Genomic DNA, 20,606 nt, shown 5'->3' with positions numbered 1-20,606 from the left:
CAATGGACTCATGGGGCAGATACTGGGCATCGACGTGGGTACGAAAACCCTCGGGCTGGCGGTCAGTGACGCGGGGCAGACGGTGGCGCTCCCCCTCAAGACCCTTCAGCGGCGCTCTTTTCGCGCCGACCTGGCCGCCCTCGGCGAGGTGCTCGGTGAACGTGAGATCCGGGAGGTGGTGATCGGCCTGCCCCTCGATCTCGACGGCACTCCCGGCGCGATGAGCGAGGCTTCCGAAAAGCTCGCCGCGGCGCTCGAGGCGCGCTTCGGAGTCAGGGTGCATCGCTGGGACGAGCGCCTGACGACGGTGGCCGCCGAGCGGGCCCTGCTCGAAGGGGACGTGTCCCGTCGCAAGCGGCGCAAAGTGATCGACAAGCTGGCGGCGACGCTGATCCTCCAGGGGTTTCTCGATCGTCGCGCGCTCGGGGGTGATGGGCGATGAAGGTCCGCCTTCTGCCGGTCGCGGCGGTGGTTGTCGCGCTGGCTGTCGTCGCGGCGGCCGGAACCGCGCTCTTCCTCCACTTGCCCCAGGGAGAGCCCGGCGCGGCCCCGGTCGGCATCACCGTCGAGCCGGGCGCCAGTGCCGCCGAGGTGGCTCGGGCCCTCGAGGAGCGGGGCGTGGTGCGCCCCGCCTGGGCCCTTTCGCGGGCGATGCGGCTGCTGGGTGTGCAGCACAGGATCCACGCTGGAGAGTACCGTTTCGAGCCTCCCCTGGCGCCTTCCGAAGTGATTCGCATCCTCGGCGAGGGGCGGATCGTCCCGCTCAGGGTGACCGTGCCCGAGGGACTCGACCTGCACCAGACGGCGGCGCTTTTGGCCCAGGCGGGGGTGGCCGGGGCCGGCGGCCTGCTGGCGGCCTTCTCCTCCCCCGCGGCCATCGCCGATCTCGATCCGAGGGCGACGGACCTCGAGGGTTACCTCTTCCCCGAGACCTACTCCTTTCCCCGGAACTACGACCCGCGGAAGGTGGCGGCGGAACTGGTGGGCACCTTCCGCAAACGTTTCGTGGAGGTCTACGCCGACGAGATCGCCGGCGCCTCCCTCGACCTGCGCGAACTGGTGACCCTGGCGTCGCTGGTCGAGCGGGAAACCGCCCGACGGGACGAACGCTCACGCATCGCCGGGGTCTTCGTCGAGCGCCTGGCGCGCCACATGCGCCTGCAGTGCGATCCCACGGTGATCTACGCCCTGCGGCGGGCGGGCCGCTGGGATGGCGACATCCGCCGCCGGGACCTGGCCTGGGATCATCCCTACAACACCTACACCCGGGCCGGCCTGCCCCCGGGGCCCATCGCCTCGCCCGGCCTCGAGAGCCTCCAGGCGGCCTTGCGGCCGGAGCGGCGGGGCGAGCTGTTCTTCGTCGCCGGTGGCGACGGGGGTCACGTCTTTTCGCGCAACCTGGCCGACCACCAGCGGGCGGTACGGCGATACCTCCGGTGGCGACGGGGGAGCGGTGGCGGGAGCCGGTGACGGGAGCCGTGCCCGCGGGATCCCGGCGCGGTCCGGCGTCGGGAAGACTTCGCCGGCCGGTGGCTAGACGCCGTGGTTCGCCGCGTCCTCGTGGATGCCGTGGAAGTTGATGGTCCGGCGCCGGTCCTGGTCGAAGAGCATCTCGTTGATCTGGCCGTTGGGCAGCACCTCACCCCGCAGCAGACACTCGTAGTGGAAGCGGCAAAAGTCTTCGGCGTAGACCGGATCCTGGCAGCGGCTGGTGCCGCCGAGGCTGGAACGGAAAGAGCAGGTGCGAGTCTGGGTGGCCACCTTGGAAGCCTCCTGGCAAGGGGCGTATTCTACACGGGCCCGGTGGAGCCGGGTAGGCAAGGAGGGGACGATTTGGCAGCGCGTCGCCGTCAGACGGGAGGTCGACTGGTTTCGCTGGCCGCCCTGCCCCCTCCGCGGGGAGGGCCGGCGGCGCTCTACGCCGCGTCCCGGGTGGCCCGGCTCCGGGAAGAACTGGGGGCGGATCTCGCCCGGCACCTGGTAGGGGCCCGCTGGGAAGACGGCACCCTGGTGCTGGAACTGGCCGGCAGTGGCTGGGAGCGGGCGCTGGCGGCGGACCTGCCGGTGCTGACCGAACGCCTTCGGCAGCGCCTGGCCAGCCCGCGGTTGCAGCTCCGGGTGCTCTCCCGGCCGGATGTGGAGGTGGCGGCGGAGCCGCGCCGACGGGGCGCCGGAGCCCGCCGGGAGGGGAGCGGGAGCGAGCGCCTGCGGGCCCTGGCGCGGCGACTGATGGCCCGGCGCGGGATCCGTCGCGTTGACAGCGGGCCGGAAGGAAAGTAGAAACTGCCTTCCCCCCGGTGCTTTGCGTGCGCCGGGGAGAGTCCCCGCACCGGGGGGCTAACCGACCAACGCACCAGGGGTAACGATATGCCACTCACGCCGACCACGGGCGGGCTCGGTGGGGAAGGTGCGGGCGCTGTCTCCTCCCGCGGCGGCCACGTGCCGATGATCGAGATCGACGGTCTGCGCAAGCTCTACGGACAGTTCGAGGCTCTGCGCGGTATCTCGTTTACGGTCTATCGAGGAGAGGTGGTCGGTTTTCTCGGGCCCAACGGCGCGGGCAAGTCCACGACGATGAAAGTCATGACCGGCCTCGTGCCGCCCACCGCGGGGACGGCGCGGGTGGCTGGGCACGACGTACTGGACGATCCGATAGAGGTGCGACGGGCCATCGGCTTCCTTCCCGAACACCCGCCGCTCTATCCGGAAATGATCGTCCGTGACTACCTTTCCTTCACCGCCGAGATTCGCGGCATCCCCCGGCGTCGGCGCCAGGCGGCGGTGGACGCGGCCATCGAGCTGTGCGGCCTGCAGGAGGTGCATCGGCGGCTGGTGGGCAACCTGTCGAAGGGCTACCGGCAGCGGACCGGCCTGGCCCAGGCCGTGATCCACGAGCCGCGGATCCTGATTCTCGACGAGCCCACCGTCGGTCTCGATCCGACCCAGGTGGTGGAGATCCGCGGCATCATCCGCGACATCGGTCGGGAACGGACGGTGATTCTCTCGAGCCACATCCTCCCCGAGGTGCAGGCCACCTGCGAGCGGGTGGTGATCATCAACCGTGGTCGCCTGGTGGCCGACGGTCGGATGGACGAGATCCTCGCCACCGGGGGCGAGAAACGGGTCCTGGTGCGCTTGCGGCGTCCACCGGACGACGGGAAGGCCATCGAAGCCCTCGATGGTGTCGAGAGTGTCGAGGACCAGGGCGAGGGGCTGTTCCGCCTGGAACTGGAAGCCGGCGCCGAGCGGCGGGAGGCCGTCGTGGCCGCCCTCGCCGCCAGCGGCTGGGGGCTGTACGAGGTCCGTTCGGAGACCACCAGCCTCGAAGAGGTCTTTCGCGACGTGGTCCTCGAGGAGGCGGCTCCATGAACTTCGTCTGGGCGATCTTCCGCCGGGAACTGAAGTCCTACTTCGTTTCCCCCCTGGCCTACACGGCGATGGCCGTCTTCGTGGCCTTCCAGGGAGTGCTCTTCTTCATGGCTCTCGGCCAGTACGAAAGCCTGCGCCTGCGGGCGGCGTCGAACCCCCTGATGGAGGTGCCCGGCGGCGAGATGATCGTGCGCTCCTTCCTCGGGCAGGACCTGATCTGGACGCTGCTGGTGATCGTTCCCCTGCTGACCATGCGCCTGCTGGCCGAAGAGAAGAAACAGCACACCGCCGAACTGCTGCTGACGGCGCCGATGACGACCCGGCACCTGGTGTTGGGCAAGTTCTTCGGGGCCTGCGCGGTGCTGGCGGTGATGCTGCTGATCACCACCTGGATGCCGTCGCTGCTGCTCGCCTGGGGGCGTATCGATCCCGCGCCGATGATCAGCGGTTATCTCGGCGCGTTTCTCTACGGTGCGCTGCTCCTGGCCCTGGGCCTGCTGGCCTCCAGCCTGACCGACAGCTCGATGATCGCGGCCTTCCTGGCCCTGGCGATGGTCGCGCTGGTCAATCTCGGCGGTGTGCTGGCGGTGAAGATTCCCTTCATCGGTGAAAATCTCGAGCAGTTCACCCCCTCGGCCAATCTCAACCTGCTGGCCCGGGGCGTGATCGACACCCAGCCGCTGGTCTTCTTCGCCGCGGCGATCGTCTTCGTTCTCGATCTGACCTCGCGGGTCGTCGACAGCCAGCGGTGGAGGTGAGGGCATGAAACGCTTTCTCTACGCGGCATGGCCGTTCGGCCTGGCTCTTCTCGTGGTCGGGGTGGGCTGGGGGGTGATGGCGTCGCGGGTCATGCCGGTGGCCTACCAGGCGCTGATCGGGCTGGGGCTCCTCCTTTCCGCCGCCGGCCTGTGGGGCGGCCGGGCCTTTCTCTTCGACCGGGTCGGGGGCAAGCGGGTGCGCTTCGGCGCCGGCTTCCTGCTCTCCGCGGTGGTCGGCCTGTTGATCGTGCTGCTGATCAACTTCATCTCGGCCCGCTATCACCAGCGCTGGGACCTGACACGGACCCGTTCGTTCTCGCTGCACCCGGCCACCTTGCGGGTGCTCGAAAAGATCAGCGGCGACGTGGACGTCTACGCTTTCTTCCCCGAACGCAATGCCCTCGAGTTCCGGGCGGTCAAGGAACTCTACGGGACCTTCGTCTTTCACCAGCCGAAGATCCACCTGACCATGGCGGATCCCAACCAGCGGCCCGACCTGTTGTCCGAGGCCGGTGTCAGCGGCAACCGGATGACGGTGGTGAAGTACGGCGAGCGCGTGAGCTATTTCCCGGGTTACGGCGAGGACAAGCTGGTCGCGGCGTTGATGGAAGTCGCCCGGGACGAGCCCAAGGTGGTCTACTGGGTCATCGGGCACGGGGAGAGGAGCGTCGACGCCCAGGGCGGGGAAGGCTACCTGCGGCTGCAGAGCGAGCTGACCAAGAACTTCCTCCAGTTACGCACGATCTCCCTCGGGCCGGGCGAGCCGGTGCCCGGGGACGCTTCGCTGCTGGTGCTGGCCGATCCCCGGCGTCCGGTCGGCGAGAAGGAGACCGCGCTCTACGACGCCTACCTGCGGGCGGGAGGCCGCCTGCTGGCCCTGGTCGACGCGGACTTCAAGCAGGCCGACGGCCAGCCCCACCCCCTGGCGGGACTGCTCGAGCGCTGGGGCATCCGGGCGATGCCGGCGGTGGTGATCGATGCCCGCGAGTCGAAGCTGGCGGACTATCCCGAGCCTCTGACGGTGATCGCCGATCGTTTCGGTGTGCACGAGACGGTGCAGGGGCTCGAGGGGCAGCGCGTGCTGATGAACGTGGTCCGCCCCGTCGAGTTTTCGCAGGTGATGAGCGATCAGCAGATCTTCCACCACGTGCTGCTGCGCGCGGGCCGTGGCACCTACGTGGAGAGTGACCTGGAGCGGGCGGGACGGGTGCGGGAGATCGACCCCCAGGCCCTCGAGCCCTGGCTGGACCGTCCACCGGTACTGGCCGTGGCGGCCTTCCGCAAGTACACCGACGAGCGTGACCCCGGTGACCTGGGCCGTGTGGCGCGGATGGTGGTCGTGGGTGACGCCGACTTCCTGAAAGACGATTTCTTCGATGCCCTGTCCAACTCGGAGCTGGCGATGAACCTGGTGCGCTGGCTGACGGGGGAGGAAGTGCTGATCCGCCGCCAGGGGGAGGCCAAGGTGGCCAAGCTGGCGATGCAGATCGAGCCGGGCCAGCGCCGCCTGGTGCGGATGATCGTCGTCCTCGAGGCGCTGGGTATCTTCCTGGTGGGCTGGATCGTCTGGTTCTTCCGGAGGACCCGCTGATGCGCAGCAAGGGCGTTCTGGCGGCGGTGATCGTCCTGGCCCTGCTGGTGGTCTTCGTCGCCCGCGAACGCCGCCGGGACGTGGAGGAGGGCGTCCTCAAGCCCTCCGAGGTGATCTTTCCCTGGGGCACCTACCGGGTGACGGACTACGAGTTCGAGCTGCGTTCGGAGCCCGGCGGGAAGGTGCATTTTCGACGCGGTTCCGAGGGCTGGGAAGTGGCTTCCGGCACGCCGGGCGCCGACGTGACCTTCGCTCCCGACCTGCTGAGCGCCTGGAGCCGGATCCGCTTCGTCGAGAGCGTCGACGAGCATCCCACCGGGGACGATCTCGAACGCTACGGCCTGGCGGAGCCCATCGTTTCCCTGGTGGCGCAGCTGAGCGCCCCCGAAGGCGGGGAAGGCGAGGGTGCGCGGGAAGCGCGGCTCGAGGTGGGATTGCCTTCGCCGTTGAAGCCGGCGTTCTATGCGCGCATCGACGGCTTTCCCCGGGTCGTGCTGATCTCGGCGGACGCGGCGGACCTGGTCCAGGGCTCCGGGCGGGAGGCCCTCGGCCTGCCGAGCCTGATCAGCGAACCACGAAGGTAATCACGCGCTCGGTTCGTTCCCCGCCGGGGAGGGTCGCTCCGAAGCGGATCCGGTAGTGGCCGGGCTCGAGCTTGCCCGCCGGCAGGCGCCAGGCGCGCGGGCCGAGACCGTGGGGGTCCCGGCCGGCGGCACCGAGGGGCTGATAGGGCCCCTGTTCGTTGTCGGCGCGCTCGAGCTGCCATTCGAGGATCGGCACCTGCGGGGCGTCCGGGGGCGGGGTGACCTCCACGAAAAGGGCGAAGGGATCGTCGGCGCTCAGTTCGGTGTCCAGGCGGGGGACGACCAGGCTGCCGTGGATCCGGAAGGGGGAGTATTCCTGCCCGTCGCGGGCGGGATCTTCGATCCGACGCGCCAGCAGCGGACCGGTGAAGCGGGGCGCGGCGGGCTGCGGCGCGGGGACGCGCACCTCACCGTAGATCGGCGCGGCCCCTCCGCCCCGGCGATCGAAGACCAGGGCCGAGAGTTTCCAGCGACCCGGGGGCACGACCTTGACCGCCTGCAGCCGCAGCCAGGCGTCTCCGCGGCTTGCGGGCGCCGGTTCGGTTCCGAAGGCGGCCTCGTCGAACTCGATGCGGGCGGGCCGGCCGTCCGGTTCGCCGAGGGGGCGCAATTCGGCGGTGGCGGCCAGGCGGCTGGAAAGGCCCATCGCCGAGCCGTCCCAGGCAGGGGCCAGGTCGCTGCGCGCCACCGCGAGGGTCAGCGCCAGCAGGGAGTCTCCCGCCGGTGTGGTGATGGGGGTGGCGACGAAGGTGCCCTGGTAGGAGCCGACGAAGGCTTCGGCCCGCACCACCGCCCGCAGCAGGTCGGCCTCGGTGGGAACCTCCTGCAGGCGACCGAGGTCCATCGCCGTGGCCAGGGTGCCGCCGCCCCACGGGACGTTGCGGATCAGGCGCTCGATCGACTTGGGGAGTCCCTCGGTGGAGTTGACGTCGTTGATGTCGAGAAAGACGCTGTTGAGCCGGGGATCGCGGGTCAGCCGCCAGTCGTTGTCGTCGTCGCGGACGAAGGCGATGACCGTGTGGGCCCGGGTGGCCGCGTTCTGCAGGCCCTGGTAGTGCCAGCGCAGCAGGCCGCGGTTGATGGTGTTGCGCTCCCCGGTGTCGTAGTCCTGCCGCTGTTCGGTGTCGTTGGGAGGGCCGAGCAGGATGTAGATCTTGCCCCGGTCGGTCTTCCAGCCGGGCAGGGGGGTGTCGTCGAATTTGCGGTTGGCCTCCGCCACGCGGGCCCAGAAGGTCAGGCGGGCCTCGTTGGCGGGGGTGCGGGGATCGGGATCCCGGCGGTCCCAGAAGCGGCGGATGAAGGCCAGGCGCTCGGCGGTGCTGTCGAGCCGGCGGTAGAGCCGCGCCTCGCTGCGGTTCATCAGGTAACGGACGGGACCCTTGTGCCACTCCCGCAGGCTGGTGGGCTGGTGTCCCTTGCGGCCTTTCGCGGCGGGCGCGAAGGGGGCCGCGAGGAGCAGCGCCAGCAGGACCAGGGACCCGACCAGGCCGCGAAATGTTGACCCTCGCCGATTCACGGGCCTAAGATAACCCCTCTCGAGGCAGCCCGCCGGTCCAGGGGACGGGGGGGCCTTCACGCTCTCGATACCGGACCCCTGGAGGAGTCGACCGAATGAAAGTGAACCGACCTGTCCCGAGTGCGGCGTTGGCGGCCTGGGTGCTGGCGGCGGCCCTGCTCGTCGCGTGTGCGCCCCAGGGGCTGCCCGGCGATACGCCGGACGCGCGCTCGCTGGCGGCCGCCGAGCTGGGTGTCAACGGGGCCAACGAGAACATCCCCCCACTGGTCGAGGCCTTGCGCCGCGACCAGGAAATGGTCCAGATCCAGGCCGCGACCTCCCTCGGCCGGATCGGCACCGTGGAGGCGGTCGCGGCCCTCTCCGAATTCATCGATGCCGACTCGCGGCTGGTGCGCCAGGCCGTGGCCCAGGCCCTGCGGGACGTGGATCCCTCGGCCTATCCCCAGGCCGCCGAGGTGCTGGTGGAAATGGGCAAGAAGACCCTGCCCCAGGGGCCCGACAAGGATCCCGACCTGCTCGTGCGGGCGGCGGTGGTGACCTCGCTGGCCGTGGTGCAGCAGCCGGTGGGCGTGGAATTCCTGGTCGAACGTCTCGAGAAGGACGCCGACGAGGGCATCCGCAACGCCGCGGTACAGACCCTCGGCCGCCTGGGCGACCCCCGGGCGGTGGACGTGTTGATCGACGTCTTCCACACCGACAACCAGAAGAACCGTTCGTGGGCCGTCGAGGCGCTGGGCGAGATCGGCGACGAGCGGGGCCGGAAGGTGATCCTGGAGGCGCTGGAAGACTTCGACCCCGTCTGCCGCGGCAAGGCCGCCTGGGCGCTGATGCAGATGGACGGCGAGAAGGCGGCCCCGGTGCTCACCGAGCGCCTGGCCGTCGAAGAAGACGACATGCCCGCGGTGGTGATGGCTCACGCCCTGGCCCTGCTGGGGCGCAAGGAGGCCGTCCCCTTCCTCGAGGACAGGGCCCTCCACGCCCGGGACAACTTCGCTCGCGCCGAGGCGGCCCGGGTGCTCGGAGAGGTGGGCCGCAAGGAGACGATTTCCGTGCTCGACCGGGCCTTCCGCGAGGACCGCGACGGATTGGTCCAGCGCGAGGCCGCGGTGGCGATCAAGAAACTCTTGGCGCGCTTCCCGTCCGACGGCAGCGACGCCGGTTGATCCAGCTCCCGATCTCTCGCTCGAGGGTCGGGCAACGTCGGTGGAGGGAAAGCCGCCGCAGGAAAGCGGCCGGTTTTCCGTTCCACGAGGAGATTCGCAAATGGGTATGTGGGGCCGCAAGGACCAGGACGATATCAGGCCGGTGAACACCCCCAGTAGCCCGACACCGGCACCCACGGCCGACCGGCAGGCGCCCCAGGCGGCGTCTCCGAGAAAGGGAGCAGTGATGGACACGACCAAGGCGATCATCGGACCGTCGATCCAGATCAAGGGCGAACTGATCGGCAAGGAAGACCTTGTCATCGAAGGGCACGTCGAAGGCGTGGTGCGCCTGTTGGACCATCACCTGACCATCGGCTCCAAGGCCAAGATCGAGGCGACGCTGGAGGCCAAGGCGATCCGCATCGAGGGCAGCGTGATCGGCGACGTGGTCGCCGGCGAGCGTGTCGAGCTGATGGCTGGAAGCTCTGTCAAGGGCGATATCGCCTCGCCGCGGATCAGCATCGCCGACGGAGCGCGCTTCAAGGGCAGCGTCGACATGGATCGCTCCAAGTCTCCCCAGGCGTCCGCCAAGGACAAGACCGCGGCGGCGCCCAAGTCGGCCTCGGTCAGCCACTGACCGGCCCCGGGGTCCGAGCGCCATGGGTTCATGGCTGCGTCGCCGGTCCTCGGGCTCCTCTCCCCCGGGTGAGGATCCCGCGGCGCCGGTGACCGGCGGTGCTTCCCGCTTCCTGCTGGAAGTCTTCGAGAAGATCGAGCGTCGGAGCGAGGAGGGCTCTGCCTACCGGGTGCTGATCGTGGGGCCGCCTTCCGGCCGGACCATCGAGACCTTCTCGCGGCACGGGGCCCGGGTGACGGTGGACGGTGAGGACTGGCCGGAACTGCCCCTGTCCCATGCCGACGCCGCTTTCGACCTGGTGGTGGGGCTGGACCTGGTGGACCTGCTGGAGGACGAGACGGCCGCCGCGCTGGGCGCGGAGTGGGCCCGCGTGCTGGTCCCCGGCGGGAAGGTCTTCCTGGTTTCCCGGACCGGGGCGGCGCGGCTGTCGTCGGCAGAGCGCCTCGAGGTGCTGGAAGACGCCTCCCTAAGGGCCTTGCCCCGGGCAGGGACCCGCTCGCGCCTGATCAGCCGGGGCAACCGGGCCCTCGAGCGCCTGCTCGAGCCGCTGATCGTCGACGAGATCCTTCTGCGGCGGGATGGTTTGCGGGAGGTGGTCTACAAGCGGCCGACCTGAGCCGGCCTTGCCCGCCCATCCTTCCCAACCTACGTTTCCTTTCGGAGTGTCCAGGAGGGAAACGATCCATGTCCCCGAATCCGACTCACCCCTCGCTGGCCTTTGCGGGTCGGCTCGAGGCCATTGGCCTGGCCGAGGTCCTGCAGATCCTCGGAGCCACCCGGCGCAGCGGGATCCTCCAGGTGGAGCAGGAGGAGCCTCCCGAGCGGGGAGAAATCGAAATGGAGGACGGCCGCATCGTGCGCGCGGCCCTCTCGCCGGCGCCCGAGCGTCTCGGCGCCGTCCTGCTGCGGCGGCGGGCGGTGGACCCCCAGATCCTCGGACAAGCTCTCGAGCGGCAGGCCGCCGTCGCCCCGTGGAAACCCCTGGGGACGGTGCTGCTGGAAATGGGCGCCCTCGAGCCGGGTGACCTGGCCCAGGGCCTGGCCGAGCAGATCGAAGAGGCCGTGGCCGTGATCCTCTCCTGGAAGAGCGGCGTGTTCCGTTTCCGCACGCCGGCCCCGACCCGGCCGCGCCCAGAGCAGACCGTGCTCGGTGTGGCTCTCGACACCCAGCAGATCCTGCTGGAGGCCGCCCGCCGCTGGGACGAGGACCTCTGCCGGGAGCGGGTCCTGCACTGAGCTTGAGCGAGGGGAGGCGAGGGGCTTTGCGGCCGGGACCCGTCTCCGGCCGGCGCGGGCTCACGAAAAAGGCCGGAGCCCGCTGGGGCCCCGGCCGATGGGTGCTGCCGCTTCATGGTGCCGAAGAGAGGACTCGAACCTCCACGGGCTTGCGCCCACATGGACCTGAACCATGCGCGTCTGCCAGTTCCGCCACTTCGGCAACGACGCCAGAGTCTAGACGGGGCTCTCGCACTCGTCAACCTTGGCGCAGACGAGGATCGTGAATTTTCCGGGGGGCCGAGCCTGCCAGCACGGGATGGCGGCGAGGTCAGGCTTCCGTGCTCTTCCCCGGCATGGCTCGCTTATGTCGCCAAAACCGCCGCATGCGGTTCGAGCCCATCAGCCGGGGATGCCGATCTCGAGGGGGCGGCGGACCCGTTGCCGGGTTTTTCATGTTCCCGCCGGCGGGTCCTGCCATGGGGTCCGCCGGTCTTGCGGTCGAGGACGGTCTCTGTCCGGGCAACGCGTTTCGGGGTTCGTGCGAGCGATTCTTGAATTTATCAATGAAATATATGCGTGAATACGGAAAACCCTGTCAGCGGATTGTCTTCATCCTCCGCGGGCAAGGATCCGGTGGCGCTTTCACGGAGCGCGGAGAGAGATCCCGGGGGTTTCTCCCCGCGGCTCAAAGGACCAGCAGATGGCGGCGCGGGAAGTAGCCGACCCGGCGGTCGCGGAGTAGCTGGTTGCCGATGATGCCCTGGGTTCCGGCGAGCTCGAGGGTCGCGCCGAGCAGGCCGGTGAGGGCGCCGCAGCGGAGGGTGAAGTCGATGCCGCCGAGTTGGACGTCCACGTGGTAGGTCTCGGTTTCGAATGACCCGATGCCGGGGTAGAAGTCGTCGATGCGTCCGGCGGAGGGAAAGTCGGCGAGGGAATCGTGCTGGAAATAGCCGACCTGCGCGCCGGTGTCGAAGAACATCCGGTAGGCGGTGCCCCGGATACGGGGCGAGACGACAGGGATGCCCATGAACGAGTCCAGCGGCACGGCGACGCCGTCGTGCTCCAGCGGCTGGCCGGAAAGGACCACCTGCTCGCCGGGAATATCGAAGATGAAGTCGAAGCGCCCCAGGACATCGGCGCCCAACAGGCCGGCGCATGCCATGCCGACGTAGCCGGAAAGGGTGTCGGGGGTGAGGCCGAAATAGCTGTTGTCGAGTTGAAACTCCTCCCCCGCGAAGGCCAGGGTGGACGAAGCGCCGAAACTGGTCGGCGCCCCGGTGTCCAGCAGCCACAAACCGTCCTCCACCTCGAGAAACATGTGGTCGTTACGCCAGCGCAGCGGCAGGGTGCTCACGTCTGTCCTCCAAGACCCCTGGTTCGAAGACGGCCACTTCCATCGGCCACTTCCATCGGCCGCTCCCATCGGCGGGCCGACGGACCGAGCGATGTGTGCTTTCCCCCGGGAGACGATGGCCCCGCCCATTTTCTGGGGAAACGCTCGACCCTGTCAACGCGCCCGGCGGGCGCGACCGGGAGCCGGTGGGCGGGGGCGTGGCGCCGGACTCAGCGACCGCCGAGCAGGCGCCGAATCGCGGGAGCCGCGGGGTGCGTGGGCGCCACCGCGAGCAAGCGGCGGAGGACCCGTCGGCCGAGGTCCGGGCGACGGCCGCGGCCCATCAGGAAATTGCCGAAGGCGAGCAGGGTTTCCGGGTCGTCGGGATTCAGCTCGAGGGCCGTCTTGTAGGCTTCGAAGGCGGCGTCGAGCCGGCCCCGGTCTCCCAGGCGCAGGGCGTACAGGCGCCAGGCTGCGACGCTCTTCGGTCGGCGTTCGGTGCGCCGACGCAGGCGCTCGAGGTGTTCGTCGGAAACCCCGGCGACCCACTGCAGGTAGGGGTCGCGGGGGCGCCGGGCGAGGGCGCGGAGCCGCAACGCTTCACCCTGGCGGCGATCTCCGCTTTCGGTGGCCCACGCGCCGCGGAGCATCTCGCCGAGGGCCGTCCGGGCCGCTTCCAGGCGCCGGGTCCAGCCCGGAGGGGGAGGGGCGGTCAGCAGGCTCTTCGCCGCCGGCGGGGCGCCGATCCAGTCGCTGACCCTTGGCAGGGCCGGGCGGCGGCCGTGGCGGGCGAAGTACTCCACCCGCGGCCGGTCGTCGGTGACCATCGCCGCATCCCCGGCGATCGCTTCGAGTCCCCGGCGATCGAGCCAGGCGGCGGCCAGCAGGGAGGGGCCGTCGGCCAGGCCGATCTCTCCCAGCGAAGCCTGGACCGGGGCGGGGGCCAGGCGCCGGTCGAGGGTGGCGAGGTCGACCTTCAGCGGGGAGGCGCTGCCCAGCAGCAGTAGCTCGCGCTCCACCGGCAGAAAGCCGAGGACGTGCTCGAAGGCCCCGAGGAAAGCCTGGACCAGCATCGCGACTTCCGCGTCGGACTGGGAGTGGAGGGGGATCCACTGGGCGAAGACGCCGCCGGGACTGAGGCGCTCGAGGCCGAGTTCGTAGAAATCACGGGTGTAGAGCGCCACCACGCCGGAATCCCGCGGCGGCGGCGGTTCGAGGGTGATCAGGTCCCAGCGCCGCTGTCGCGAGAGCATCAGGTGACGGCCGTCTTCGACCCAGAGCTTCGTGCGGGGATCGGAGAGAAGATCGCCGTTGACCGCCTCGAACAGGGGCAGGGCGTCGACCACCCCGGGGGAAATCTCGGCGATGTCGATGCGTTCGATTTGCGGGTGACTGGCCACCGCCGCGCCGGTCATGCCCGTGCCCAGGCAGATCACCAGGGCGCGGCGGGGCGTGCGGGCGTAGAGCACCGGCAGGTGGCCGAGCAGGCGCATGTAGCGGCGGGCATAGAGGTGGGTGCCGGTGAGGCTGGTCTGGTTGGTGATCAGTCGCCGGAAGCGGAGTTGCTGGGGGTTGTCCTCTTCGACCACGGCGAGGGTCTGCACCGGCCCCTCGGTGAAGGTCAGCACCTGGTCGGCGGCGAAGCGACCGAGCAGGCCGTGGCGCACGGGATCCGTGCCCCGGGCGCTCAGAGCGCCCCCCAGGCAGAGGGCGGCGGTGATCACCAGCGTCCGGCGGCGCCGGACGGCGGGCACGGCGGCGGCGGCCACGGCCAGTCCCGCCGCCGCCGTCAGCGCCGCCAGACAGCTCAGGGTGCCCGCGCTGCCCAGGCGGGGGAGGGCCCACAGGCCGCCGGCCAGGGCTCCCGCCACGGCTCCCAGGGTGTTGAGCGCGTAGGCCAGGGCGAAGCGTCGGCCCATTTTTTCGGGCCTGGCCGCGGCGATGCGCGCCACCATGGGCACCACGAAGCCCAGGGTCAGGCTCGCCGGCAGCAGGGCGAGAAAGCTCCCGGCCAGCTCGCCTCCCCAGGCCCAGGCACCCAGTCCGACGAGCCGGGCCAGCCCCCGTCCGGCGCTGCGGTAGAACCCGGAGTCGAAGCTCAGGCGGGCCAGGCCCAGGCCCAGGGTCAGGGCTCCCAGGGAGTAGGCCACCCAGCAGCCGGGGAAGGCCGTGCGGTCGGCCAGGCGGCCCGCCGCCAGGGATCCCAGGGCGATGCCCACCAGGAAGGCGGCCAGCATCGTGGCGAAGGCGTAGGCGCTCGACCCGGCCAGCACCGCCAGGATGCGGTGGGCGACCACTTCGAGCCCCAGGCCGGCCAGGCCGCTGACGCAGAAAGCCGCGGCGGTCAGGGCGAAGGCTCCCCGGGGCAGAGGGTGCAGGGCCACGGGGGGGGCGGGTGCCGGGGAGAGGGACTGGCGCCTGGCCCGGCGGGCGAGAAGCAGGGCTCCCGCCGCTACGGCCAGGTCGATCCCGCCGGCCAGGGCGACCGAACCGGAGAGGCCCAGGGCGTCGATCAGGACGAAGGCAGCCAGCAGGGCGCCGGCGGCGGCCCCCAGGGTGTTGAGGGTGTACAGCCGCCCCACGTCGCTCCCGGGCAGGCCGCCGGCCTGTACGGCCCATCGGGCCAACAGGGGAAGGGTGGCTCCCATGGCCAGGGTGGGGATCAGCAGGCAGGCGGCGGCGAGAAGGCCCCGCGCGCCGGCCGGCAGACCTCCGGGGCCCGCCAGGCGCGCCGCCCAGCCGGGCAGCATCTGCCCCACCAGGGGGATGGAGAGCAGGGACCACAGGCCCACCACGGCCTCGGCGGCGGCGAAGAAAGCCAGGTCGCGCTCCGGCCGGCGGTCGCCGATCCAGCCGGCGATACCCGAGCCCAGGCCGAGACCCGCCATGAAAGTCGCCAGGACCACCACGGCGGCGTAGCTGCTCGCGCCGAGGGAGAGTGCCATCCAGCGGGTCCAGACCACCTGGTCCACCAGCGCCGCCACGCCGCTGGCGGCGAAGAGCAGGGCGACCGCCAGGCGTACGCCGACGGCGGCTCTCGGTTTCCGGCTTGGTTGGCTGCGCCCCATGCTCGGCTCGCTCCCTGTTGAAAAACGGACTTCATCCTACCCAATCGGCGCTCTCGTCGCCGTGGCGGTGACCGGGAGAGGGCGCCGCCGGAGTGCCCCGGCTTCCCGGCGCCGGGAGACCCGCGTTCTCTTTCCCGGGCTGGTGGCGCGGCCAGGCGGCGAGGCTTTCCGGCTCGCGATCCGTTCGGCGCGCGTCCGCGCAAGCCGTGACGCCGAGCGGTCGACGACATGCAAAAAAGAAGGATGGAGACGGTCACCGGAGCTTCGGCCGGCTCGACCTCTCCGCTCCGTGACCGGGGGTGTTCGAACCGGGAGCGACGCAAGACGCATGGGCCTTGCGCCAGGGAGCGCGGGGCCGCCGGCCGGGTGGCCCCGGTCGCGGAGGAGAAAGTGTGACCGGGGGGCGCCGCGTGCGTCGTGAGCGTTGACATTCTTTTCCGCGCTGGATAGCCTACCGTTGCGGTTCGCGGGTTTTTTTGTTTGATGGTGGTTGCCGGTGAGGTCGCTTCGGGTCTTACCGGCGCATGGTTGGAGGTACGTCACAATGCGGAAAGTTTCTTTGTTTCTCGTCGTCCTGATCCTGGTCGGAACACCGGTCCTCGCGGTCGAGGGACCTTATGCCGGCCTGGGTCTCGGTTCTACGAAGGTCGATGACACGGACGTGGATTTGGTGTTCTCGGACAGTGCGATGGGCTGGAAGGTCTTCGGTGGATACGCGTTCACCGACATGTTCGCGATGGAGTTTTCATATTTCGAGAGTGGAACGGCTTCGGACTCTCTTTTCGGCGAGAAGATCGACGTCGAGGTGACCGGTTACACATTGGTGGGCCGGGGCTCACTGGCCCTCGGCGATCGGCTCGGCGTGTTTCTCAAGGGCGGTTTCTTCTCGAACGACACCGATGCCACCGTGCTCGGGGTGACCCTGAGCGAAGATGACAGCGGTTTGACGCTGGGGGCGGGGCTGCGCTACCAGAGCACCGACCGCATCGCGATTCGTGGTGAGTTCGACTGGTTCGACGCCGACATCGACACGCTGTGGACGGTGAGCGTTGGATTGGAGTTTTCCCTCTAGCAGGGGCCTGCGAACCGCGTCGTCGGCCCCGCACGCGGGGCGGCTCCTTCGTGGGGGCCGACGACTCCAGGCCGAGCCGGACTTCCCCGTCCCGGCCGGCTCCGGCGCCGCGTGGACGGATGCCTCGAGGCGGGGACGGCTCTTCCCCGGCGCCATGGCTCGGAGTACCCTACGGCCATGTTGCGCTTGCCTGGAATCGAGAAGATCGAGGCGCTCCTCGCCGACGGGGAGATGCTGACCGCCCGGGAACTGGCGGACCGGCTGGGGCTGTCTCCCGAACAGCGCCCCTCCCTGCGCCGCCGCCTGCAGCAATGGGTCAAGGAAGGATCCCTGGTCATGGCCCGCGGGCGGCGTTTCGGAGCCGTGCGGGACCTGGGGCAGGTGGTGGGCCGTTTCACCCGGCTGCCGGCGGGTTACGGCTTCGTGGCGCCGGACGATCCCCAGCAGAAGGATCTGTTCATTCCTCCCCATGCCCAGGCCGACGCCCTCCACGGTGACCTGGTCGCCGCCCAGATCGTGGAGATCCAGCGCGACGGGAGGCAGGCGGGCAGGATCCTGCGGGTGGTGGAGCGCCGATCGCGGAGCCTGGTGGGCCTGCTGCAGCGGACCTATTCGGGAGCGGCGATCGTCGACCCCCTCGACAGCGGCTTCGGCTTCGAAGTGCTGGTGCCGGCCCAGAAGACCGCCGACGCCCGGAGCGGCGAGCTGGTGCGAATCGAGATTCAGCGCTTCGCGGAGCCCGGGCAGCCGGCCACGGGCACCGTGGTCGAGCGCCTCGGCCGGCCCGACGACCCGGGTGTGGAGGTCGAGGTCCTGATCCGCAAGTACGGTCTCGATCCGGAGTTTCCCGCCGAGGTGCTGGAGGAAGTGGCGTCTTTGCCGGGAGATCTTTCGGGCTGGTCTCTCGAGGGGCGGGAGGATTTCCGGGACAGGATCGTCGCCACGGTGGACGGGGCCACCGCCAGGGATTTCGACGACGGGATCTGCGTCGAGCAGCGGGAGGGCAAGACCCTCCTGCACGTCTTCATCGCCGACGTGGACGCCTTCGTGCCCGAGGGTTCGGCGACCGACGTGGAGGCGCTGCGCCGGGGCACGAGCGTCTACTTCCCCGGCCGCGCCGTACCCATGCTCCCCGAACGTTTGAGCTGCGATCTGTGTTCTCTGCGTCCGGACCGGCCGCGCCTGACCCAGGGCGTGACCCTCGAGTTCGACGGAGAAGGCCGGCGGTTGGCCACCCGTTTCCACCAGGGGGTGATTCGCTCCCGGGCGCGACTGACCTACGAGCAGGTGGCCGCCCTGGCCGAAGGCGGGCGCGAGTCCCTGGCCGGCGTGGACCCCGAGGTGGTGGCGATGCTCGAAAGAGCCCTGGCGCTGGCCGCCCGGCTGGAGCGGGCCCGGTCCCGGCGGGGCGCGGTGGACTTCGACCTGCCGGAGCCGGAGATCCTGATGGACGTGGAGGGCGCCACCATCGGCATCGAGGCCCGGGGCCGCAATCCGGCCCACCGGATGATCGAGGAATTCATGATCGCGGCCAACGAGGCGGTGGCCGAAGTCCTGCTCGCCCGCCAGGAGGCCGTGCTCTACCGGGTCCACGAAAAGCCGCCCCTCGATCGGCTCCAGCGCTTGGCCGAGGCCCTCGACGGACTGGGCTACAGCTTTCCGGTGAGCCGCCAGGGCCGGATCGAGCCGGGTCGGCTGCAGGAAGTGATCGCCGCCAGCGAGGGACGGCCGGAGCATCCCCTGGTCCAGCGCCTGGTGCTGCGGGCGATGGCCCTGGCCCGCTACGACCCGGCCTGCCTGGGCCATTTCGGGTTGGCCCTGACCCGCTACCTGCACTTCACCTCGCCGATTCGGCGCTACCCGGACCTGCTGGCTCACCGGGCGCTGCGGCGGGTGCTGCGTTCCGATCCCGGCAGCGGCGGCGCGCGGGCCGAGAGGGAGGCGCGGATGCCGGAACTGGCCGTGGAATGTTCGCGGCTGGAGCGCGAGGCGGAGGCCGCCGAGCGGGAGGCGATCGCCTGGAAGATGGCCGCCTTCATGGCCGACCGCCTGGGGGAAGAGTTCGACGGTACCGTGGTCGAGGTGGCTCCCCACGGGGTGCACGTCCTGCTCGGCGAGCCCTACGTGGAGGGGATGATCCCCATCGCCCGCCTCGGCCAGGAGTACTTCCGCTACGACACGGCTCGACGGCGCCTGGTAGGCCAGGACACAGGCACGGTCTATCGCCTCGGCCAGCCGATTCGCATTCGGGTCGATCGGGTGGACCTGCTGCGGCACCTGGTGGATTTCGCTCCCGCCCGGCTGCCCGGGCCCACGCGTCCGGGGCAGGGTCGGGGCCGGGGTCGGCGGGGCGGCCGCGCCGGGGCCCGGCGGCGCGCACCCCGGCCGAAGGGAAGGCGGCGGTGATCCGTGGTCCCGTGCCGTGGCGCGAGGTGGAGCATACGGCCGATGCGGGCTTCGCGGTGGAAGCCGCCGGGATCGGCGCGCTCTTCGAAACCGCCGCCGCGGCCCTCTTCGGCATGATGGCGGATCTCTCCCGGGTAGGGATGGACCCCGAGCCCGTGGCGGTGCGGGCCGCCGGCCCCGACCTCGCCGCGCTGTTGGTCGCCTGGCTGTCGGAACTGCTGTCGGTGGCCATGAGCCGCGACATGGTTTTCTGCGCCTTCGAAGTGCAGAGTCTCGATTCCGGGCGGGTTTCCGGCAGGGCTTGGGGCGAGGCCCTCGACGTGGAGCGTCATGCTTTTCGCACGGAGATCAAGGCCGTCACCCATCACGGCCTGGTTCTCGAGCCGCGGGGTGACGGCTGGCGCGCCCGGGTCATCGTGGACCTGTGATGAGTGCCTCGCGGAAAGCGGGATGGGGCGTGGAGCCGATCGACCCGTGGCGCTGGCGCATTCCACGGCAGGGTGGAATGCGGGTCGAAGGGCTGATTTACGCCGACGCGGGGCTGATCGAAGACGTGCTGGGCGAGAAAGCGGTCGAGCAGGTCGCCCATGTCGCCTGTCTGCCGGGCATCGTCGGCCGCTCGCTGGCCATGCCCGACATCCACTGGGGCTATGGTTTTCCCATCGGCGGCGTGGCGGCCTTCGACGCCGATACGGGGGTGATTTCGCCGGGAGGCGTGGGCTACGACATCAACTGCGGTGTGCGGCTGCTGGCCACCGATCTCGCATGCGACGCCATCGAGTCGCGGGCCGGCGTCCTGGCCGACGCCCTCTACCGGCGGGTGCCGGCGGGAGTCGGCTCCCGGCGGCCGGACCTGGACCTGGGCCAGCGCGAGATGGACCGCGTGCTCACCGAGGGGGCCGGTTGGGCTGTGGGGCGGGGCATGGGCGATCCGGGAGAGGCCGAACGGATCGAAGAGGGCGGATGTCTGACCTACGCGGACCCCGCGGGGGTCTCCCCGCGGGCCCGGGAGCGGGGTCGTCGCCAGCTGGGCACCCTGGGCTCGGGGAATCACTTTCTCGAGGTGCAGCGGGTGGATCGCATTTTCGATCCGGGCGCCGCGGCGGCCTTCGGCCTGTTCGAAGGGCAGGTGACCGTCTCGATCCATTCCGGATCCCGGGGGCTGGGCTACCAGGTTTGCGACGAGTTCCTGCGGGTGATGCTGGCCGCGTCGCGGCGCCATGGCATCGAGTTGCCGGATCGGCAGCTCTGCTGCGCGCCCCTCGATTCCGCCGAAGGGCGGCAGTATCTCGGCGCCATGGCCGCCGCGGCCAACTTCGCCTTCGCCAACCGCCAGATCATGGCGCACCAGGTGGCGCGGGTGTTCGAGGAAGACCTGGGCCTTCCCCCGGCGACCCACGGCCTGCGGACCGTCTACGACGTCTGCCACAACATCGCCAAGTTGGAGACCCACCGGGTGGAGGGCCGTCTGCGTCGCCTCTGCGTGCATCGCAAGGGGGCCACCCGCGCCTGGGGCCCGGGGCGCGAAGGCTTGCCGGAGGCTTACCGGCCGTGGGGACAGCCGGTGCTGATTCCCGGGGACATGGGGCGCTACTCCTTCGTCCTCGCGGGGCGGGAGGGATCCGCCGAAGCCTTCTGCTCGGCCTGCCACGGCGCCGGGCGCCGGCTCTCGAGGGGCGCGGCGCGCAAGGCGGCGAGGGGGCGCGCGATCCGTCGCGAGATGGAGGACAGGGGCATCGAGTTGAGGGCCGCCGGTGCCCGGACGGTGGTCGAGGAGATCCCCGAGGCCTACAAGGACGTGGCCCGGGTGGTCGCCGCCGTGGAGGGGGCGGGCCTGGCGGCGCCGGTCGCCCGCCTCCGGCCCGTCGCCGTGATCAAGGGCTGACGGCCGGGTCCCCGGGGCGGGAGA

19 protein-coding genes and 1 tRNA gene are annotated in these 20,606 nt (G+C 70.5%); 15 read left to right on the top strand and 5 right to left on the bottom strand.

Annotated elements, in window-relative coordinates; translation table 11 throughout:
* The first annotated feature begins 10 nt into the window (after positions 1 to 10).
* Together ruvX and mltG are read left to right on the top strand one after the other, a co-directional pair.
* Positions 11 to 442 carry a Holliday junction resolvase RuvX gene (gene ruvX / locus Q9Q40_06690; protein MDQ7006902.1) on the top strand — a complete coding sequence of 144 codons (432 nt, stop codon included), beginning with the start codon at positions 11 to 13 and terminating at the stop codon, positions 440 to 442.
* Positions 439 to 1,470 (top strand): endolytic transglycosylase MltG, encoded by a 1,032-nt coding sequence (gene mltG / locus Q9Q40_06685; GenBank protein ID MDQ7006901.1) that lies wholly within the window; start codon positions 439 to 441, stop codon positions 1,468 to 1,470. Before ruvX ends, mltG begins: the two co-directional genes overlap by 4 nt.
* 63 nt (positions 1,471 to 1,533) lie before the next feature.
* Here mltG and Q9Q40_06680 read toward each other — a convergent pair whose 3' ends face one another.
* Positions 1,534 to 1,761 (bottom strand): hypothetical protein, encoded by a 228-nt coding sequence (locus tag Q9Q40_06680; protein MDQ7006900.1) that lies wholly within the window; start codon positions 1,759 to 1,761, stop codon positions 1,534 to 1,536.
* A gap of 72 nt (positions 1,762 to 1,833) precedes the next feature.
* Here Q9Q40_06680 and Q9Q40_06675 point away from each other — a divergent pair, with 72 nt between their 5' ends.
* The 5 genes from Q9Q40_06675 (at position 1,834) to Q9Q40_06655 (ending at position 6,302) form a co-directional block, all read left to right on the top strand.
* The gene (locus Q9Q40_06675) at positions 1,834 to 2,280 is read left to right on the top strand and encodes a DciA family protein (protein ID MDQ7006899.1); all 447 of its coding nucleotides are present in this window, start codon (positions 1,834 to 1,836) and stop codon (positions 2,278 to 2,280) included.
* Positions 2,281 to 2,367: 87 nt separating this feature from the next.
* On the top strand, positions 2,368 to 3,369 hold the full coding sequence (locus Q9Q40_06670) for an ATP-binding cassette domain-containing protein (protein ID MDQ7006898.1): 1,002 nt from the start codon (positions 2,368 to 2,370) through the stop codon (positions 3,367 to 3,369).
* On the top strand, positions 3,366 to 4,127 hold the full coding sequence (locus tag Q9Q40_06665) for an ABC transporter permease (GenBank protein MDQ7006897.1): 762 nt from the start codon (positions 3,366 to 3,368) through the stop codon (positions 4,125 to 4,127). The genes Q9Q40_06670 and Q9Q40_06665 overlap by 4 nt, the downstream gene beginning before the upstream one ends.
* A 4-nt stretch (positions 4,128 to 4,131) precedes the next feature.
* Positions 4,132 to 5,718, top strand: a complete 1,587-nt coding sequence (locus Q9Q40_06660) for a GldG family protein (protein MDQ7006896.1) — start codon at positions 4,132 to 4,134, stop codon at positions 5,716 to 5,718.
* Positions 5,718 to 6,302, top strand: coding sequence for a hypothetical protein (locus Q9Q40_06655; GenBank protein ID MDQ7006895.1), 585 nt, complete (start codon positions 5,718 to 5,720; stop codon positions 6,300 to 6,302). The genes Q9Q40_06660 and Q9Q40_06655 overlap by 1 nt, the downstream gene beginning before the upstream one ends.
* Here Q9Q40_06655 and Q9Q40_06650 read toward each other — a convergent pair.
* Positions 6,283 to 7,818: a GWxTD domain-containing protein gene (locus Q9Q40_06650; GenBank protein MDQ7006894.1), complete on the bottom strand. Its 1,536-nt coding sequence runs from the start codon at positions 7,816 to 7,818 to the stop codon at positions 6,283 to 6,285. The two genes, Q9Q40_06655 and Q9Q40_06650, sit on opposite strands and share 20 nt — an antisense overlap.
* A 95-nt stretch (positions 7,819 to 7,913) precedes the next feature.
* Here Q9Q40_06650 and Q9Q40_06645 point away from each other — a divergent pair, with 95 nt between their 5' ends.
* The 4 genes from Q9Q40_06645 to Q9Q40_06630 all read left to right on the top strand — a co-directional run bounded on the left by Q9Q40_06645 (position 7,914) and on the right by Q9Q40_06630 (position 10,836).
* Positions 7,914 to 8,981 (top strand): HEAT repeat domain-containing protein, encoded by a 1,068-nt coding sequence (locus Q9Q40_06645; protein MDQ7006893.1) that lies wholly within the window; start codon positions 7,914 to 7,916, stop codon positions 8,979 to 8,981.
* Between the two features lie 226 nt (positions 8,982 to 9,207).
* Entirely contained in the window at positions 9,208 to 9,600 is a 393-nt protein-coding gene (locus tag Q9Q40_06640) for a polymer-forming cytoskeletal protein (protein MDQ7006892.1), read from the top strand.
* Between the two features lie 22 nt (positions 9,601 to 9,622).
* Positions 9,623 to 10,216 (top strand): class I SAM-dependent methyltransferase, encoded by a 594-nt coding sequence (locus Q9Q40_06635; GenBank protein MDQ7006891.1) that lies wholly within the window; start codon positions 9,623 to 9,625, stop codon positions 10,214 to 10,216.
* 68 nt (positions 10,217 to 10,284) lie between these two features.
* Positions 10,285 to 10,836 carry a DUF4388 domain-containing protein gene (locus tag Q9Q40_06630; GenBank protein ID MDQ7006890.1) on the top strand — a complete coding sequence of 184 codons (552 nt, stop codon included), beginning with the start codon at positions 10,285 to 10,287 and terminating at the stop codon, positions 10,834 to 10,836.
* Positions 10,837 to 10,951: 115 nt separating this feature from the next.
* Here the strand turns inward: Q9Q40_06630 and Q9Q40_06625 are convergent.
* The 3 genes from Q9Q40_06625 to Q9Q40_06615 all read right to left on the bottom strand — a co-directional run bounded on the left by Q9Q40_06625 (position 10,952) and on the right by Q9Q40_06615 (position 15,219).
* Positions 10,952 to 11,038 (bottom strand) — tRNA-Leu (locus Q9Q40_06625).
* A 465-nt stretch (positions 11,039 to 11,503) separates the two neighbouring features.
* Positions 11,504 to 12,172 carry a hypothetical protein gene (locus tag Q9Q40_06620; protein ID MDQ7006889.1) on the bottom strand — a complete coding sequence of 223 codons (669 nt, stop codon included), beginning with the start codon at positions 12,170 to 12,172 and terminating at the stop codon, positions 11,504 to 11,506.
* A gap of 209 nt (positions 12,173 to 12,381) precedes the next feature.
* A complete protein-coding gene (locus Q9Q40_06615; GenBank protein ID MDQ7006888.1) occupies positions 12,382 to 15,219 on the bottom strand; it encodes a fused MFS/spermidine synthase in 2,838 nt (945 codons plus the stop codon).
* A gap of 544 nt (positions 15,220 to 15,763) precedes the next feature.
* Between Q9Q40_06615 and Q9Q40_06610 the strand changes: the two genes are divergently transcribed.
* From Q9Q40_06610 to Q9Q40_06595, 4 genes are all read left to right on the top strand, one after another.
* Positions 15,764 to 16,291, top strand: a complete 528-nt coding sequence (locus Q9Q40_06610; GenBank protein MDQ7006887.1) for a porin family protein — start codon at positions 15,764 to 15,766, stop codon at positions 16,289 to 16,291.
* Positions 16,292 to 16,468: 177 nt separating this feature from the next.
* Entirely contained in the window at positions 16,469 to 18,697 is a 2,229-nt protein-coding gene (rnr, locus tag Q9Q40_06605; GenBank protein ID MDQ7006886.1) for a ribonuclease R, read from the top strand.
* On the top strand, positions 18,694 to 19,125 hold the full coding sequence (locus Q9Q40_06600) for an archease (GenBank protein MDQ7006885.1): 432 nt from the start codon (positions 18,694 to 18,696) through the stop codon (positions 19,123 to 19,125). The genes rnr and Q9Q40_06600 overlap by 4 nt, the downstream gene beginning before the upstream one ends.
* Positions 19,125 to 20,582 (top strand): RtcB family protein, encoded by a 1,458-nt coding sequence (locus Q9Q40_06595; protein MDQ7006884.1) that lies wholly within the window; start codon positions 19,125 to 19,127, stop codon positions 20,580 to 20,582. Before Q9Q40_06600 ends, Q9Q40_06595 begins: the two co-directional genes overlap by 1 nt.
* The last annotated feature ends 24 nt before the right edge of the window (positions 20,583 to 20,606 follow it).

The organism is Acidobacteriota bacterium (assembly GCA_030949985.1).
Lineage (GTDB): Bacteria > Acidobacteriota > Polarisedimenticolia > J045 > J045 > JALTMS01.
This window is presented reverse-complemented; position numbering and strand designations above follow the sequence as displayed.

Excerpts from the sequence above, each read along its gene's own strand:
- ruvX (MDQ7006902.1), top strand. The coding sequence starts at position 11 with ATGGGGCAGATACTGGGCATCGACGTGGGTACGAAAACCCTCGGGCTG.
- mltG (MDQ7006901.1), top strand. The coding sequence starts at position 439 with ATGAAGGTCCGCCTTCTGCCGGTCGCGGCGGTGGTTGTCGCGCTGGCT.
- Q9Q40_06670 (MDQ7006898.1), top strand. The coding sequence starts at position 2,368 with ATGCCACTCACGCCGACCACGGGCGGGCTCGGTGGGGAAGGTGCGGGC.
- Q9Q40_06665 (MDQ7006897.1), top strand. The coding sequence starts at position 3,366 with ATGAACTTCGTCTGGGCGATCTTCCGCCGGGAACTGAAGTCCTACTTC.
- Q9Q40_06660 (MDQ7006896.1), top strand. The coding sequence starts at position 4,132 with ATGAAACGCTTTCTCTACGCGGCATGGCCGTTCGGCCTGGCTCTTCTC.
- Q9Q40_06655 (MDQ7006895.1), top strand. The coding sequence starts at position 5,718 with ATGCGCAGCAAGGGCGTTCTGGCGGCGGTGATCGTCCTGGCCCTGCTG.
- Q9Q40_06645 (MDQ7006893.1), top strand. The coding sequence starts at position 7,914 with ATGAAAGTGAACCGACCTGTCCCGAGTGCGGCGTTGGCGGCCTGGGTG.
- Q9Q40_06640 (MDQ7006892.1), top strand. The coding sequence starts at position 9,208 with ATGGACACGACCAAGGCGATCATCGGACCGTCGATCCAGATCAAGGGC.
- Q9Q40_06635 (MDQ7006891.1), top strand. The coding sequence starts at position 9,623 with ATGGGTTCATGGCTGCGTCGCCGGTCCTCGGGCTCCTCTCCCCCGGGT.
- Q9Q40_06630 (MDQ7006890.1), top strand. The coding sequence starts at position 10,285 with ATGTCCCCGAATCCGACTCACCCCTCGCTGGCCTTTGCGGGTCGGCTC.
- Q9Q40_06615 (MDQ7006888.1), bottom strand. The coding sequence starts at position 15,219 with ATGGGGCGCAGCCAACCAAGCCGGAAACCGAGAGCCGCCGTCGGCGTA.
- Q9Q40_06610 (MDQ7006887.1), top strand. The coding sequence starts at position 15,764 with ATGCGGAAAGTTTCTTTGTTTCTCGTCGTCCTGATCCTGGTCGGAACA.
- rnr (MDQ7006886.1), top strand. The coding sequence starts at position 16,469 with ATGTTGCGCTTGCCTGGAATCGAGAAGATCGAGGCGCTCCTCGCCGAC.
- Q9Q40_06595 (MDQ7006884.1), top strand. The coding sequence starts at position 19,125 with ATGAGTGCCTCGCGGAAAGCGGGATGGGGCGTGGAGCCGATCGACCCG.